The organism is Mycobacterium sp., from assembly GCF_032159565.1.
In the GTDB taxonomy this organism is placed as follows: Bacteria; Actinomycetota; Actinomycetes; order Mycobacteriales; family Mycobacteriaceae; genus Mycobacterium.
The window spans coordinates 1-15,002 of record NZ_JAVHWR010000196.1; the positions used below are offsets into that span (position 1 = coordinate 1).

Genomic DNA, 15,002 nt, shown 5'->3' on the forward strand with positions numbered 1-15,002 from the left:
CCAGGCGCACTCGCTCGGCGATGTGCTCGGCACGCCCGTCGTGCCCACCGGTGTCCGCGAGCCGACGCGGGTGCTCGCCGACGATGTGGACGCCGGTGGCGGGCTCCTGGACGCGCTGGCCCTCGACACGCTGGCCCTGCTGGAGGCGCGCTGGCGGGACATCGCCGGGATGCTGACCGCCCGTTTCAATGAATCAGAGCTGGGAAGCATTGCCCCAGAAGAACTTTCGGCACTTCCCGGAATTCAGGAGGTGCTCGGCCTGCACGACGTCGGCGAGTTGGCGAAATCGGGGGAGTGGGACCACGTCGTCGTCGACTGTGCATCGACTGCCGATGCGCTGCGGATGCTGACGCTGCCGTCCACCTTCGGTCTGTACCTGGAGCGGGCGTGGCCGCGCCACCGGAGGCTCAGCTCGGCGGCCGACGATTCCCGCGCCGCGGCGATCGTCGAGCTGATGGAACGTGTCGACGCGGGTACCGGTGCGCTGACCGCCCTGCTCACCGACGGGAACTGGGTGGGCGCGCACCTCGTGCTGACCGCGGAGCGGGTGGTGGCCGCCGAGGCCGCCCGAACCCTCGGCTCGCTGGCGTTGATGGGCGTTCGGGTCGACGAGCTGATCGTCAATCAGATCTTGGTGCAAGATGATTCGTACGAATACCGCAACCTGCCCGCGCATCCCGCCTTCGACTGGTACGCCGAGCGAATCTCCGAACAACGAATCGTGCTCGACGAACTCGACGCCACCATCGGCGATATGCAGCTGGTGCTGGTGCCGCACCTCGCGGGTGAACCGATCGGCCCGAAGGCGCTCAGTGAGTTGCTCGAATGTGCCCGCAAGCGCGACGGCTCCCCGCCGCCCGGCCCGCTGCGGCCGGTGGTCGACCGTGAGTCCGGCTCTGGGTTGAATTCGGTCTATCGGATGCGGCTAGAGTTGCCTCAGATCGACTCGACCTCGCTGACCCTTGGTCGGGTCGATGACGATTTGGTCATCGGCGCCGGCGGCATGCGGCGCCGGGTCCGGCTGGCGTCTGTCCTGCGGCGGTGCATCGTGATGGATGCACAGCTCAAGGGGAGCGAGCTGACCGTGCGATTCAAACCCGATCCGGAGGTGTGGCCGTCATGAGCGAGCACGCCGATCTCGGTCCGGAGTTGCGGGCGCTGGCGCAGTCGATCCTCGATCGCATCGATCCCGCGGTGCGGGCCGCCGCGGCGGCGGCGGTCGGCGCCGATGGATCAGGCAAGTGCCAGCAGGTGTGGTGTCCGGTATGTGCGCTTGCGGCTCTGGTGAGTGGCGAACAGCACCCGTTGCTGACCGTTGTCGCCGAACACAGCGTGGCGCTGCTGACCGTCGTGCGCGCAATGGTCGACGGCACCGAATCGACGCCTGCCCCGGATCGGCCGCCGCCCGACGAACCGCCGCCTTCGGGGCCCAGCCGGTATCAGCACATTCCGGTCACCGTGGAGGAGTGACGGTAGAGTTGTCCCCAAGCACCAGCCGGTGCGCCCAATCCGGGAGGGTCCATGTGGTATTGGCTGTTCAAATACATCTTCATGGGTCCCTTGCTCACATTGCTCGGCCGGCCCAAAGTCGAAGGGCTGGAATATGTTCCGGACTCCGGCGCGGTGATTCTGGCGAGTAACCACCTGGCCGTCGCGGACAGCTTCTACCTACCCCTGGTCGTCAAGCGCAGGATCACCTTCCTGGCCAAGTCCGAGTACTTCACCGGTACCGGGCTCAAGGGTTGGTTCCAGCGCTGGTTCTACACCGCGGCCGGGCAGGTGCCGATCGACCGCACCGACGCAGGCTCCGCGCAGGCCGCACTCGAAACCGCTTCGCGGTTGCTTAACGAGGGCAAGTTGCTCGGCATGTATCCCGAGGGCACCCGCTCGCCCGACGGCAGGCTGTACAAGGGCAAGACGGGGATGTCCCGGGTGGCGCTGCGAACCGGTGTGAAGGTCATCCCGGTCGCGATGATTGGCACCGACGCCGTCAACCCGCCCGGCAGCAAGACGTGGCGGTTCGCGCGGGTGACCGTGCGGTTCGGCAAGCCGATGGATTTCAGCCGGTTCGAAGGCCTCGAGGGCAACCGGTTCATCGAGCGCGCGGTCGTCGACGAGGTGATGTACGAGCTGATGCGGCTGTCGGGCCAGGAGTACGTCGATCTGTACGCCGCCGACATCAAGGAGGGTAAACAACCCGCCGCAGAGCTCGCTGCCTAGTTCGTAGCAGGCACACGAGCCGCGCCGAGCGCGGCGGGTCGGGAGTCGCCCTGGCGGGTGGACACCGCTCCGGCAACCACGATGACGGCCAGCGCCCACCACACGTAGGAGCCGCCGACGAGCTGGCGCCACAGGGACGCCGTCGTCTCGTGGTGTTCGGGCATCAGGGTGATCGGCGTCCACACCATCGAGGCGATCCCGGCAGCGGTGACCGCACCGAGAAGCGCATGCCGCTGCCGGTAGGCGACCACGCTGCACACGATGACCGTCGGCAGCGCCCAAACCCAATGGTGCGACCACGACACGGGCGACACCACCAGGCCGAACATCGCCACGCAGACGAGTGCCAGGACGGGGTCGCCCACCCGAAGGGCGCGCCGGGCCGCCCAGATCGTCACCCCCAGCACCGCGAAGCACAGCAGCGTCCACAGCACGAACCGTTCGCCTTCGCCGAGGCCCAGCCGGGCCAACGCGCCCGCGATGTTCTGGTTGGTGTTCAGCGTCGCGGTGCCGATGCGGTCGGTGTTGCGGACGGTATCGGTCCAGTACTCCCGCGAGTCGCGCCATGCGAACGCGAAGCCGACCAGGGTGGCCACGGCCGCCGAAGAGGCGGCGACGATCAGCGTGCGGGTGTCCCGGCGCAGCACGAAGTACAGCAGGAACACCGCGGGCGTGAGTTTCAAAGCGATCGCCACGCCGAGAAGGAGGCCGCGCGGCCACGGCGTCCTGCGGGGTACACAGTCGGCGATGACCAGCGTCATCAGCACGACGTTGATCTGGCCGAAGTCGAAGTTCGCCCGGATCGGCTCCAGGTAGACCACCGCGGGGGCGACGATCGCCGCGGCCACCCAGCACCGCCGCAGCCACCCGGGCTCGGAGGTGATCGACGACTGCGGCCAGACGTCGAGGCGGGTCAGCACGATCACGGTCGAAGCGATCAACAGCACGAAGGTGGTCACCGTGATGGCGGCGCCGGCCCCCGAGAGCGGGAGCAGGGCGAACGGGGCGAATGCGATCGCCGCGAGCGGTGGATAGGTGAACGGCAGTTCCAGCCCCGCGCGGGTCTCGAACATGGCGCCGTCGGCATACAGCGGCTTGCCGTCCAGCCAGGCCCGACCGCCCATGCGGTAGACGTCGATGTCGATGCGGTAGGTGACGTGGCCGAGCAGCCGCCAGCCGGCCCACACCACCGCAGCCAGCGTGAGCAGCTGAAACAGCCGCCACGCGCCGGTGGGCCACCAACTAGCCCCGCCGGGCGACCGCCACATACTCATCTCGGACAACACACTATCGGCCGCCCGCGGCGCGTCGGACCATATCCTCGGCACGTCGCGGCCCCGACGGCGTAAGTTTTTTGCGTGCATCTGTCGTTTGACCTCGGCATCGGGATCCCGCACGGGCGGCTGCCGCTCGTCTTCTGCCTCGTCGCGTTCATCCTGACTTTCTTCGTCACCCGCACGATCGTTCGCTACATCCGGAGCCACGCCGACAGCGACAAGCCCCGCAAATGGTGGCAACCGCGCAACATCTCGGCCGGCGGAGGCATCCACATCCATCACGTGGTGATCGGTGTGATCCTGGTCATGATTTCCGGCATCGCCATGGTGACGCTTGCCGTCAACGGTGGAGTACCCGAATTCACGGTGGCGGCAACATTTTTCGGGATCGGCGCGGCGCTGGTTCTCGATGAGTTCGCGTTGATCCTGCATCTTCAGGACGTGTACTGGGCCGAGGACGGGCGAACGTCGGTCGACGCGGTTTTCGCGGCGATCGCAGTGGCCGGACTGCTGATCCTCGGCTTCAACCCACTGTCGTTCTTCGACGTCGGGATCTGGCGGTCCGACCACAGCGTGGCGGCGCGGGCGGTGGTGATCGCGCTGGCGGTGGCGACGCTGGTGCTCGCGGTGATCGTGCTGCTGAAGGGCAAGGTGTGGACCGGCCTTGTCGGCATGTTCATCACCCCGCTGCTGTTCATCGGGGCGATCCGGCTGTCTCGCCCGCACGCGCCGTGGGCGCGTTGGCGGTACACGGGCAAGCCGCGCAAGATGCACCGCGCGCTGTTGCGGGAACGCACGCTGCGCAGGCCGGTGGTCCAGGCCAAGCTGTGGCTGCAGCACGTTGTTGCCGGCGAACCGCACTTCCCCGACGATCGCGAGGTCAATGAGCAGCTGGATCGCGAGATCCGCCCCGCTCCCGCGCCGCCGACTGATAGTCCGCCGGCCTCCGAGAAAGCGACTGTGTAGGGCGCGACGTGAGGTACTTCTACGACACGGAGTTCATAGACGACGGGCGCACCATCGAGCTCATCTCGATCGGCGTCGCCGCCGAAGACGGCCGCGAATACTACGCGATATCAAGCGAATTCGATCCCGAGCGGGCCGGACGCTGGGTCCGGACGCATGTCCTGCCCAAGCTGCCGCCGCCGTCGTCGCAACTGTGGCGGTCGCGCAGGCAGATCCGATCTGAGCTGGAGGACTTCTTCGGCATCGACGGCGACGAGCCGATCGAGCTGTGGGCCTGGGTCGGCGCCTACGACCACGTGGTGTTGTGTCAGCTGTGGGGGCCGATGACCGCACTGCCGCCTGCCATCCCGCGGTTCACCCGTGAGCTTCGCCAGTTCTGGGAGGAACGCGGATGCCCGCGGATGCCGCCGCGGCCGCGCGACGCGCACGACGCACTCGTCGACGCGAAGCACAACCTGCGGCGGTATCAGCTGATGACCGGTGGTGTTTAGAAGAACGCGCTGGTGTGGGTTACGGCGCCGTTGTCGCAGGTGATGTCGACCGGATGGTCGACGAACAGCGGAACGGCCGGGACGATCTTCAGGTCGACCGTCGAGTTCGCGGGCAGCTTGAACGAGCGGCTGACGAGGTCCGAACCGTACTGGCATTGCGACGTCGTCCCGCTGTGGTCGGTGACGTGAATGACCAATCCGCCGAGGATGGGATCGAGCGTGATGGACGGTCCCTCTTTCGGGCCCTGTGTGACACAGGTGAGCGGCGCGACGGTGTGCCAGGCGACGCTGTTGTCGGGCGGCGACATACCCGTCGCCTTGCCGTCCGGGCCTACCTGACCGTTGAGTGGGATGGCGGTTCCGCTGTTATCGAAGTACGTGAGCGAGACACCGCCGTCGGGTCCGATGTTGCCCGATATGTTGCCGTGTTCGACGCTGCCTTGGTTGTGGTCCCAGGTAGCAGGTGCGCCTGCGCTGGCGCCGTTGGCGGTGAAGTTGACGGTCTCGCCTGTGTCTCGCCTGATAGTCACCGGTCCGGGAAAACCCCACTGCTGGCAGTCGGCGGCCTGCGCGGGTGCAGCCGGACTGATCAATCCCGCGCCCGCCGCCACCACTGCCGCCGCGAACAACGGTGATGTCTTACAGAATGTGCCCTTCGACATGCGCTACTCCATTCACAAGATCTGCAGGTCAGTGACCCTCATCAGCAAACGTTAGCTCCGGCGAACCTGCGGAGAAATAGGGTGTTTCCCTACGTTTGTCGATCCCGGCCGTGTTCGAACGACGGGTTTGCGACGCTCCCCGACGACGTGCACGACGCGCACGACGCTTACTTCAGGAAGTCGCCCCACACCCAGGCCGTGCCGCCGGGTCCTCCCGGGAAGGCGACGTTGCACCAGTTGTCGTCGCGGCATCCGGAGCCGAGGTTCACTCGCTGACCCTCGCCGCCCTGGAGCGTGCCAACGACGGTGCCCGCCCCGCCGGGGGAGTCGTACGCGTCGACGTCGCCGGTGACCTCTCGCGAGTTGCCACCTTGACCTTGGCCTGCGGCGGGCGTCAGGCACTTGAGCGGTGTCACCAGCTCCCAGGTCCCATTGAGTTTGGCGGTGAAGTTGCCTCGCGCCTTCCCGTCCGGAGTGACGTCGCCAACGAGCTTGAGCGGTGGGTCGTCGGGGAACGTGTCACTTGTGTACCTGAGAGCGACAAAGCCATTGGGTTCGATGCCGCCGATGATCTTGCCGTTGTCCTGTCTGGCGTCGGTGGCAAACTTATCGTTTACGGTGGACGACTCTTCGGCATCGAATGAGAGCATGGGACCCGTGCTCAGCTTTATGTTGGTCGGGCCGGAAAACCCCACTGCTCGCAGTTGCCCGGGGCGGCGTGAGCAGGAGCTACGCGAACACGCCCGCGCCCGCTACCGCTACGGCGACTGCGGCGAGTGTTCGTGTCCTGCGAATCGTGTCCTTTGGCATCAGATTGCTCCCGTCTTCTCAGGTGTCGTCGATGACACCAAGCTGGACGTTAGCTGTATATCGGTGACAATGAATCGGGTGTTCCCCTACGTTTGTCGCACTTGCCCGCAGGTAAAACGGCTGGTCTGAGCCAGTTACCATGTATGAGTGAACTGGACCGTCGACGTACCCATCGACCAGCTGCCGGACCTGCCGCCGCTGCCCGACGAGCTGCGGCACCGGCTGGACGCCGCACTGGCCAAGCCGGCCGCGCAACAGCCCAGCTGGGACCCCGAGCAGGCCAAGGCGATGCGGACCGTGCTGGAGAGCGTGCCACCGGTGACGGTGCCCTCGGAGATCGAGAAGCTCAAGGGCCTGCTGGCCGATGTCGCGCTGGGCAAGGCATTCCTGCTGCAGGGCGGGGACTGCGCAGAGACGTTCGTCGACAACACCGAACCGCACATTCGCGCCAATATCCGGACACTCTTGCAGATGGCGGTGGTGCTGACGTACGGCGCCAGCATGCCGGTGGTCAAGGTCGCCCGCATCGCGGGCCAGTACGCCAAGCCGCGATCCGCCGACATCGATGCGCTCGGCCTGAGGTCCTACCGCGGAGACATGATCAACGGCTTCGCCCCAGACGCGGCGGTGCGCGAACACGATCCATCCCGGCTGGTGCGCGCGTATGCCAACGCCAGCGCCGCGATGAACCTGGTGCGGGCCCTGACCTCGTCGGGTCTGGCATCGCTGCACGCGGTGCATGACTGGAACCGGGAGTTCGTCCGGACCTCGCCTGCGGGCGCTCGCTATGAGGCGCTGGCAGGCGAGATCGACCGCGGGCTGACGTTCATGAGCGCGTGCGGCGTCGACGACCGAAACCTGCAGACCGCCGAAATCTTCGCCAGCCACGAGGCTTTGGTGCTCGACTACGAGCGGGCCATGCTGCGGCTGTCGCGCGACGAAGAGGGGACGCCGAAGCTCTACGACCTCTCGGCGCATTACGTGTGGATCGGGGAGCGCACCCGTCAGCTCGACGGGGCGCACGTCGCGTTCGCCGAAGTGATCGCCAACCCCATCGGCGTGAAGATAGGCCCGACGATGACGCCCGAGCTGGCCGTCGAGTACGTCGAGCGCCTCGACCCGCACAACCAGCCCGGTCGCCTAACGCTGGTCAGCCGGCTCGGCAACAACAAGGTGCGCGACCTGCTGCCGCCGATCATCGAAAAGGTGCAGGCGACGGGTCACCAGGTCATCTGGCAGTGCGACCCGATGCACGGCAACACCCACGAGTCGTCCACCGGCTACAAGACCCGCCACTTCGACCGCATCGTCGACGAGGTGCAGGGGTTCTTCGAGGTGCACCGGGCGCTGGGCACGCATCCCGGCGGCATGCACGTCGAGATCACCGGCGAGAACGTCACCGAATGCCTCGGCGGCGCACAGGACATCTCGGACTCCGATCTGGCGGGCCGCTACGAGACCGCATGCGATCCGCGGCTCAATACCCAGCAGTCGCTGGAGTTGGCGTTCTTGGTCGCGGAGATGCTCCGCGATTAGCTCGCTCGGGGTGCTGCGCGCCTCAGATCAGCCCGGACAGGTTGCTGCCGATCGTCCACGCGGCGGCGGCCAGCGAACAGGTGAGGACCAGCACGGCGATCACCCAGAAGAACAGCGCGCGCCTGGCGCGTTGGCGCGCCCAGTGGAACTCGTTCATATCGATCCCCGCGAATCGTCCTGCGAGGCCTTGATGTTCGGTTTCCGGTTCGTCGGACTGCCAGTCGTCCGGACCGCGGGTGAGCTCCCGGGTGTGCTGACGCGGCGGCGCGGGCCGGACGGTGTCGGTGGTGGCGTTATGGGTAGCCCGGCTGCGGTGCACCTCCGCCGACAGATGCTGCGCGGAGTTGCGCGGCGCGGGCACCCGGAAGTCGGGCAGGCGCAATTCGCCGACGATCGCCTCGAGTTCGGCCGACATGTCCTCTGCATCGGTATAACGGCCGGCCGGATCGCGCGCGGTCGCACGTAGCACCAGTTCGTCGAATTGTCTCGGCACCCCGCTGATCACGGCGCTGGGTGGGGGGACGTCGTGGTCTATCCGCTGGTATGCCACCGCCAGCGCGGAGTCGCCGGTGAACGGGGTGGTGCCGGTCAGCAGCTCGTAGGTGAGAATGCCCGCCGCGTAGACGTCACTTGTGGGGCCTGCGTCGCCGGTGCTGACCTGTTCGGGTGACAGATAGGCCGCGGTGCCCAAGATCACGCTGGTCGAGGTGATCTTTGCCTCCGCGATGGCGCGCACCAATCCGAAGTCGGCGATCTTGACGTCGCCGTTGTCGGAGATCAACACGTTCTCCGGCTTGACGTCGCGGTGCACCAGTCCTTCGTGGTGGGCGACGGCGAGCCCGCCGAGCACCGGACCAAGCACCGCGGCGACCGCGTGCGGCGGCATCGGCCCGCGCTCGGTCAACAGTTCGCGAAGCGTGCCGCCCTCGATCAGCTCCATCACCAGGAACGGATGGTGTCCGTCGATGCCCTGGTCGTACACGGCGACCAGACCGGGGTCCTTCAGCCGGGCGACGGCGCGGGCCTCGCGCTGGAATCGCGTCAGGAACTGGTTGTCGCCGGCGTACCGCGAATCCATGATCTTCAGCGCCACCGGACGATCCAGCCTCAGGTCCAACCCGCGGTACACCGCCGACATCCCGCCCGTCGCGATCAAGGTGTCGACGCGGTAGCGCCCATCCAGCACGACCCCGACAAGCGGCTCGGATTGCTGGTAGGTCTCCACCGCAATCATGTTACGGAGCGATACAGCCGCAACTGTGGTTGCCGAGCGCGTCCCAGGACGCGTCGCGCGCCCTACACTCGGGGCGGTGAGCAGTATTCCAGCCGCTGACGATGTGCTCGAACCCGGCGAAGACGTCTTCGACCTGCCGCATGTCGCCCAATTGCTCGGTGTCCCTGTGACGAAGGTCCATCAGCACCTGCGGGACGGCCACCTGGTCGGTGTCCGCCGCGAAGGGGCGGTGGTGGTGCCGAAGGCGTTCTTCGACGACACCGGTCAGGTCGTCAAGAGCCTGCCCGGGTTGCTCGTCCTCCTGCACGACGGCGGATACCGCAACACCGAGATCGTCCGTTGGCTGTTCACACCGGATCCGTCGTTGACGATCAGGCGCGACGGATCGGTGGAACGCCAGGACAACGCCCGGCCCGTCGATGCGCTGCACTCGCATCAGGCCCGCGAGGTGGTGCGCCGCGCCCAGGCGATGGCGTACTGATCGGGGTCCTTATAGAGCGAGTACCACGCGATCGCGGCGCAAACCGTGGCCAGCAGTACGTGAATCCACGAGTACATGCCATGGCTGCCATCGGGTTTGAAGATGACCATGATCCACGTCGAGAATCCGGCGATGAGGGCGATGGCCTGCCTGCTCTGGGCCAGTGCCGCCAGGATCGCCAGCGGCCAGGTGTAGTACCAGGGCAGGGCGGCGGGTACGAACAGCACCACAACCACCATCGCCAACGCGATGCCGGTCAGCGCCTGCCGGTCGGTGTGGCGGAACCGCCACCACAGCAACGGAAGTGAGATTCCGATGATTGCGATCCCGACGATCCGGGCCACCTCGAGCACAGCATAGAAGTTCACCGGGAAGAACAGTCCGCCAACGGCGTTGACGAGGTTGGACACGGCGGTCGGCACCGTGAGCCAGTTGATGATCTTCACCGAACCGGCCAGCGCGGTGAGCCAGCCGAGGCCGACACCGGCCAGCCAGGACAGCACGGCGAACACCGCGACGAAGATCGCTACCGATCCGGCGCCGGCGGCCGCGAACGCCTTCAGCGCCGAGAGGTTACGGCTGTCCCGAAGCTGACGCGCCCACACCCACACCATGAACGGGAGTGCGATGCCGGCTGTGGCTTTGACGGCAACCGCGACAACGATGAGCGCGTTGCCGGCGACCGGATGGCGGCCGAAGATCAGCGCGATACCCGCGGCCATCAGCCCGACCATCAGCATCTCGTTGTGCACACCACCCATCAAGTGGATGATCACCAGCGGGTTGAGCACGCAGATCCACAGCGCGGCCGCCCCGTTCGCGCCGACGTGACGGGCCAGCCGGGGCGCGGCCCAGATCAGCAGCATCAGCCCCGGCAGCATGCAGAGTCGCAGCACCATCGTGCCCGCGACGACGTGGTCGCCGACGAGCATCGTGACGAACTTAGCGACCAGAATAAAGGCGGGCCCGTACGGAGCCGTCGTCGTCGTCCAGATCGGACTGACGTTGTCCAGCAGTGAATTCGGGTTGTCGACCGGTCCGACCGCGTAGGGGTCGAAGCCGTCCCGCAGCAGCGCGCCCTGCGCCAGGTAGGAGTAGGTGTCGCGGCTGAACACCGGCACAGAGAGCAACAGCGGCGCCAGCCAGAAACCGGTCGTCGCCACCATCGTGTACTCGCGCGCCGATCGGTCGATTACGCTGCGTCCCAACCATAGCCATGCGAACAGCATCACCGCGACACCGCCCCACAGCAGCACCGACGACAGCACGAGACCGTGCCCGAATCGCAGCCACGAAAGGTGTATCGACTCCAGAAGCGGATCATGCAGTCGCGTGCTGCCCGCGCCAAGCCCGCCCGCGGTGACCATCGCGGCACCAAGGAAGCCCAGCAGAGCGGGACGGGCCTCCGGAGATGTGCTGAACGAGGACAGCCGCGAGAAGGTCGTCACTGCGTTCAATTGCTCCTCACGTCCGCGTGCCCCAATTGCTCCTCACGTCCGCGCGCTCAGGCGGACCGGTTGGCGGCCAACCTGGCGAGCTTGGCCAGCCCCGCCTTCGCCTGGGCGTCGATCGGTGCGGCGTCGATGGCTTCCAGCGACCGTGTGGTGAGCAGTTCGATGTGCTCTTCGACGGCGGCCAGCGCGCCGACCGACTCGATGACGCGGCGCAGGTCGCGCACCTGCGCATCGGAGAGTTCGGTGCCGACCGAGGAGCGCAACAGCTCGGCGGCCCCGGGGTCCGACTTGGCGGCGAGCTCGATGGCTTCGGCGAGCAGCACGGTGCGCTTACCGGAGCGCAGGTCGTCACCCGACGGCTTGCCGGTAACCGCCGGGTCGCCGAACACGCCCAGCACATCGTCACGCAGCTGGAAAGCCACCCCGAGCTCGTTGCCGACCTCGTGGAAGATCGCCTGCACGTCGGGCCGGTCGGCGGCCGCGGCCACGCCGAGCTGCAGCGGTCGGGTGATGGTGTACGACGCGGTCTTGTAAGTGTTGACGTTCATCGCCGATGCCACCGTCGTCGCCCCACTGGACTCGGCGACGATGTCGAGATACTGGCCGCCGAGCACCTCGGTGCGGATGTCGGACCAGACCCGCTGAACTCGACGCTGTGCGTCCGGGCTCAGGTCGGCCGTCGCGACGATGTCGTCGGCCCATACCAGCGCGAGGTCCCCGAGCAGGATCGCCGCCGAGAGCCCGAATTGCTCGGAGGATCCGCTCCAGCTGCGGTCGCGGTGCTTCTGGGCGAAGAGCCGGTGCACCGTGGGCAGACCGCGGCGGGTGGCCGAGTCGTCGATCACGTCGTCGTGCACCAACGCGCACGCGTGCAGCAGTTCCAGCGCCGCGAACAACCGGAGCGTCGAGGGGTCCACCGGCTCATTCGGGTCGGCGACCGCACGCCAGCCCCAGTAGGCGAAGGCGGGCCGCAGCCGCTTGCCGCCACGTAGCACGAATTCCTCGAGCGCCGCGGTCAGATCGGCGTAGTCGGTGCCGATGTAGGCGCAGTCGCTGCGGCGCGCTTCGAGGTACTCCCGCAGCTGATCGGTCACGGCGTCGGCCAACTCGACGGCTGACGGTGCCGCTGTATCCACGCTCAGCGCCCCGCCCCTTTCAGTCGAAGTTCTGGCCCCCGAGTGCCTTCAGAGTAGAGCGTTCCCAACGCTTCGTAGCAAGCCAGGGCGCTGCTAGTTCCTCGATGTGGTGGCGGGATCGGCGAAGCGAGGGGACTGGTCCCGGTTCACCCAGGCCAATGCGGCGAGGATGCCTGCCACCAGGAACGACGCCAGACCCAACCAGATCGCCGCTCCGGTGAACGAGCGGGCGCTCGGATCGGTGTACCGCGCCTGCGCCGACATCGTGCTCACCACGCCGGGCTTGAGTTTCCATTCGACGACCTCGGTCGCCACCTGGTCACCGTTGGTTGACGTGACCTCGCCGGGGAACGACACGGACAACGACACGTCGGCATCGGGGTCGGTCAGCGAGGTCAGATCGGCTCGGCCGTCAAGAATCACGAGATCGCCTGCGCGACGCAGTGATAGGTCGACGCCCGCAGCGTCGCGGTTCATGTTGGCCAGCTGCGGCAGCTCCGCGAAGGTCAGGTCGGAGAACACCGCCTGGGAGCCGACGTAGTCGTCCCTGTCGTAGTCCGACACCGCGACCTTGTTGCTGAAGGGCAGGTTGTTGAGCAGCTGCGGACCCTTGTCGTCGGCCGCCCGAGGCTTGGCGGCCGCGACGATCTGGCCCGACACCCGATCGTCGGGGGAGACGGTGAGGCTCGCCCTGACCCGCACGCAGCCGACGGCCGTCGGAAGGATCAGCGCCAGCGCCACGATCGCCAGCACGCGGACTCTGCGGCGGTTCGACACGAGGTCATCGTGCCAGACTCGGCGGTCAGAGCGGCAGTGACCGGCCGAGTATCGCGAACGGTCGCGGATCGCCGGCGAAGTGGTAACCGCGGATGACATCGGTGAAGCCGAGCCTGCGGTAGAGCCGCCAGGCCCGGTTCGACTCGCCGTTGATCTCCGGAGTGGACAGCAGCACGTACGACTCGCCACGGCCCGCGAGCAGCCTGCGGGTCAGCGCCTCACCGAGGCCGCGACCCTGCGCCCGCGGCTGGATGTGCAGTTCCGTGAGCTCGAAATAGCTCGTCATCAGCTCGGCGATCCGGGACCGGTCGGCGCCGACCCTCTGCAGGCCCGCGAGGACCTGCTGCTGCCACCACTGATCCGGCGCCCCGCAGTAGCCATATGCGACGCCCACGATCGGTGCCGCGGTCAACTCCGCGGTCGTAGCTGCGGCGTCTGTCGGATCCGGCCCCTCCACGGCGGCGACGGCCTTCCAGCCGTCCCTGCGGGTGTGCTCGAGCCACATCGACGCCCGCTGGTCCTCGGTGCCGCGCGGATACCGCATGGCGTCGACATAGACGCCCAGTGCGTCGGTCAGCCTCGCCTGCATGTCCGCCTGCGACAGATCGATGAGAAATGTCGCCAACTTCCCTTTCCGCCTTCCTGCGCCTTCGTGAGGTTGTCTGGGGAGCCAGTGCCATTATCGGCATGGCGAGCCGGTGGGTCACGGGGGCGGCGCACGTCATAGAATCAGGGCGCGAACTAGGTGGTACGGCTCAGATTCACCTCGTATCATGACTGTTAGTGGTCCGCGAACGCGGTCATACCTGGTGTTGTAGAACAAGTGACGGGCGGCAAGGAGGGACGCATGCCACTCTCCGATCATGAGCAGCGCATGCTCGATCAGATCGAGAGCGCGCTCTATGCCGAAGATCCCAAGTTCGCGTCGAGCGTGCGCGGCGGTGGTCTTCGGGCCCCATCGGCTCGTCGCCGACTGCAGGGCGCGGCACTGTTCGTGATCGGTCTCGCGATGCTGGTGTGCGGTGTTGCTTTCAAGGCCACCATGATCGGAAGCTTCCCGATCCTTTCCGTTTTCGGCTTCCTGGTGATGTTCGGCGGCGTCGTTTTCGCGATCACCGGAAACCGGGTGTCCGGCCGCCGCGACGGCTCCGGATCTGAGCAGGGCGGTCCCCGGCAGAAGCGGGCCAAGGGTTCGGGCGGGTCGTTCACCAGCCGCATGGAAGACCGGTTCCGCCGCCGCTTCGACGAATAACGCGGCCAATCGCAGTGGGGTAGCCGATACGGCTGCCCCATTTTTTTGCGCTGAGCCGCCCCACTTCGCCCCACAGCAGTCAGAGCTGCCCTTTTGCGCCGAGATCACATGGACCTCGTCGGCCTGTCGGCATGTTCGGTCCCTGATCGTGGGGAAACAGCAACGGCTTTTGCCAGCATTTGGAGCAATGTGGGGAATTGTGGGGTAAAGTGGCGTGCGATGGAGCGCCCGGGGCTCCTGACCGGCGGGAGGTGGCGGGGATGTTTCTCGGCACCTACACGCCCAAGCTCGACGACAAGGGGCGGCTGACGCTGCCCGCCAAGTTCCGCGATGCGCTGGCAGGGGGGTTGATGGTCACCAAGAGCCAAGATCACAGCCTGGCCGTTTATCCGCGCTCCGAGTTCGAGGCACTGGCCAGACGGGCGTCGGGCGCATCACGAAGCAATCCGGAAGCCCGGGCGTTCCTGCGCAACCTCGCCGCCGCAACCGATGAACAACATCCCGACGCCCAAGGCCGGATCACGTTGTCGGCCGACCACCGTCGCTACGCCAACCTGTCCAAGGACTGCGTGGTGATCGGCTCGGTCGACTACCTGGAGATCTGGGATTCCCAGGCATGGCAGAACTACCAAGAGATTCACGAAGAGAACTTCTCCGCGGCCAGCGATGAAACTCTGCGCGACATTATTTGATCCGGCGGACCGTG

The 15,002-nt window shown here is 66.8% G+C and carries 17 protein-coding genes; 9 read left to right on the top strand and 8 right to left on the bottom strand.

The genetic code is table 11. The annotated features are described in order from the left end of the window. The 3 genes from QOC76_RS26670 to QOC76_RS26680 form a co-directional block, all read left to right on the top strand. Nucleotides 1–1,123, top strand: a 1,123-nt coding sequence (locus QOC76_RS26670) for an ArsA family ATPase (protein WP_526362144.1), incomplete at its 5' end; no start/stop codon positions are given. Further along, entirely contained in the window at nt 1,120–1,470 is a 351-nt protein-coding gene (locus QOC76_RS26675; protein WP_526362146.1) for a hypothetical protein, read from the top strand. The genes QOC76_RS26670 and QOC76_RS26675, both read left to right, overlap by 4 nt. Nucleotides 1,471–1,521: 51 nt before the next feature. Continuing rightward, the gene (locus tag QOC76_RS26680; RefSeq protein ID WP_526362148.1) at nt 1,522–2,220 is read left to right on the top strand and encodes a lysophospholipid acyltransferase family protein; all 699 of its coding nucleotides are present in this window, start codon (nt 1,522–1,524) and stop codon (nt 2,218–2,220) included. Here the strand turns inward: QOC76_RS26680 and QOC76_RS26685 are convergent. After that, nucleotides 2,217–3,494 (bottom strand): glycosyltransferase 87 family protein, encoded by a 1,278-nt coding sequence (locus QOC76_RS26685; protein ID WP_526362150.1) that lies wholly within the window; start codon nt 3,492–3,494, stop codon nt 2,217–2,219. The genes QOC76_RS26680 and QOC76_RS26685 overlap by 4 nt on opposite strands. Before the next feature lie 84 nt (nt 3,495–3,578). On the opposite strand from QOC76_RS26685, the gene QOC76_RS26690 reads away from it, so the two are divergent. Together QOC76_RS26690 and QOC76_RS26695 are read left to right on the top strand one after the other, a co-directional pair. Continuing rightward, the gene (locus QOC76_RS26690; RefSeq protein ID WP_526362152.1) at nt 3,579–4,463 is read left to right on the top strand and encodes a hypothetical protein; all 885 of its coding nucleotides are present in this window, start codon (nt 3,579–3,581) and stop codon (nt 4,461–4,463) included. 8 nt (nt 4,464–4,471) lie between these two features. Continuing rightward, nucleotides 4,472–4,954: a polyadenylate-specific 3'-exoribonuclease AS gene (locus tag QOC76_RS26695; RefSeq protein WP_526362154.1), complete on the top strand. Its 483-nt coding sequence runs from the start codon at nt 4,472–4,474 to the stop codon at nt 4,952–4,954. Here the strand turns inward: QOC76_RS26695 and QOC76_RS26700 are convergent. Beyond that, nucleotides 4,951–5,616 (bottom strand): hypothetical protein, encoded by a 666-nt coding sequence (locus QOC76_RS26700; RefSeq protein WP_526362156.1) that lies wholly within the window; start codon nt 5,614–5,616, stop codon nt 4,951–4,953. The genes QOC76_RS26695 and QOC76_RS26700 overlap by 4 nt on opposite strands. A 167-nt stretch (nt 5,617–5,783) precedes the next feature. After that, nucleotides 5,784–6,266, bottom strand: coding sequence for an SH3 domain-containing protein (locus tag QOC76_RS26705; protein WP_526362158.1), 483 nt, complete (start codon nt 6,264–6,266; stop codon nt 5,784–5,786). 307 nt (nt 6,267–6,573) lie between these two features. Here QOC76_RS26705 and QOC76_RS26710 point away from each other — a divergent pair, with 307 nt between their 5' ends. Continuing rightward, nucleotides 6,574–7,962, top strand: a complete 1,389-nt coding sequence (locus tag QOC76_RS26710) for a class II 3-deoxy-7-phosphoheptulonate synthase (RefSeq protein ID WP_526362160.1) — start codon at nt 6,574–6,576, stop codon at nt 7,960–7,962. Between the two features lie 22 nt (nt 7,963–7,984). On the opposite strand, the gene QOC76_RS26715 is transcribed toward QOC76_RS26710, so the two are convergent. Then, nucleotides 7,985–9,196 carry a protein kinase domain-containing protein gene (locus QOC76_RS26715; protein ID WP_526362162.1) on the bottom strand — a complete coding sequence of 404 codons (1,212 nt, stop codon included), beginning with the start codon at nt 9,194–9,196 and terminating at the stop codon, nt 7,985–7,987. Between the two features lie 76 nt (nt 9,197–9,272). Between QOC76_RS26715 and QOC76_RS26720 the strand changes: the two genes are divergently transcribed. Continuing rightward, nucleotides 9,273–9,677 (top strand): Rv2175c family DNA-binding protein, encoded by a 405-nt coding sequence (locus tag QOC76_RS26720; RefSeq protein WP_526362164.1) that lies wholly within the window; start codon nt 9,273–9,275, stop codon nt 9,675–9,677. On the opposite strand, the gene QOC76_RS26725 is transcribed toward QOC76_RS26720, so the two are convergent. From QOC76_RS26725 to QOC76_RS26740, 4 genes are all read right to left on the bottom strand, one after another. Then, entirely contained in the window at nt 9,632–11,125 is a 1,494-nt protein-coding gene (locus QOC76_RS26725; protein WP_526362166.1) for an alpha-(1->6)-mannopyranosyltransferase A, read from the bottom strand. The two genes, QOC76_RS26720 and QOC76_RS26725, sit on opposite strands and share 46 nt — an antisense overlap. Before the next feature lie 56 nt (nt 11,126–11,181). Continuing rightward, nucleotides 11,182–12,267 carry a bifunctional (2E,6E)-farnesyl/geranyl diphosphate synthase gene (idsA2, locus tag QOC76_RS26730; protein ID WP_526362168.1) on the bottom strand — a complete coding sequence of 362 codons (1,086 nt, stop codon included), beginning with the start codon at nt 12,265–12,267 and terminating at the stop codon, nt 11,182–11,184. A 93-nt stretch (nt 12,268–12,360) separates the two neighbouring features. Continuing rightward, nucleotides 12,361–13,044 (bottom strand): LppM family (lipo)protein, encoded by a 684-nt coding sequence (locus tag QOC76_RS26735; RefSeq protein WP_526362170.1) that lies wholly within the window; start codon nt 13,042–13,044, stop codon nt 12,361–12,363. 25 nt (nt 13,045–13,069) lie between these two features. Then, a complete protein-coding gene (locus QOC76_RS26740; protein ID WP_526362172.1) occupies nt 13,070–13,669 on the bottom strand; it encodes a GNAT family N-acetyltransferase in 600 nt (199 codons plus the stop codon). 222 nt (nt 13,670–13,891) lie between these two features. On the opposite strand from QOC76_RS26740, the gene QOC76_RS26745 reads away from it, so the two are divergent. Together QOC76_RS26745 and mraZ are read left to right on the top strand one after the other, a co-directional pair. Further along, nucleotides 13,892–14,296 carry an SCO2097 family morphological protein gene (locus tag QOC76_RS26745; RefSeq protein WP_526362175.1) on the top strand — a complete coding sequence of 135 codons (405 nt, stop codon included), beginning with the start codon at nt 13,892–13,894 and terminating at the stop codon, nt 14,294–14,296. Between the two features lie 260 nt (nt 14,297–14,556). Then, complete coding sequence (gene mraZ, locus QOC76_RS26750; RefSeq protein WP_526362177.1) at nt 14,557–14,988, top strand: division/cell wall cluster transcriptional repressor MraZ; 432 nt, start codon at nt 14,557–14,559, stop codon at nt 14,986–14,988. The last annotated feature ends 14 nt before the right edge of the window (nt 14,989–15,002 follow it).

What these genes read in the sequence shown, in the direction of transcription:
- QOC76_RS26675 (WP_526362146.1), top strand. Translation starts at nt 1,120, where the DNA reads ATGAGCGAGCACGCCGATCTCGGTCCGGAGTTGCGGGCGCTGGCGCAG.
- QOC76_RS26680 (WP_526362148.1), top strand. Translation starts at nt 1,522, where the DNA reads ATGTGGTATTGGCTGTTCAAATACATCTTCATGGGTCCCTTGCTCACA.
- QOC76_RS26685 (WP_526362150.1), bottom strand. Translation starts at nt 3,494, where the DNA reads ATGAGTATGTGGCGGTCGCCCGGCGGGGCTAGTTGGTGGCCCACCGGC.
- QOC76_RS26700 (WP_526362156.1), bottom strand. Translation starts at nt 5,616, where the DNA reads ATGTCGAAGGGCACATTCTGTAAGACATCACCGTTGTTCGCGGCGGCA.
- QOC76_RS26705 (WP_526362158.1), bottom strand. Translation starts at nt 6,266, where the DNA reads ATGCTCTCATTCGATGCCGAAGAGTCGTCCACCGTAAACGATAAGTTT.
- QOC76_RS26715 (WP_526362162.1), bottom strand. Translation starts at nt 9,196, where the DNA reads ATGATTGCGGTGGAGACCTACCAGCAATCCGAGCCGCTTGTCGGGGTC.
- QOC76_RS26745 (WP_526362175.1), top strand. Translation starts at nt 13,892, where the DNA reads ATGCCACTCTCCGATCATGAGCAGCGCATGCTCGATCAGATCGAGAGC.
- mraZ (WP_526362177.1), top strand. Translation starts at nt 14,557, where the DNA reads ATGTTTCTCGGCACCTACACGCCCAAGCTCGACGACAAGGGGCGGCTG.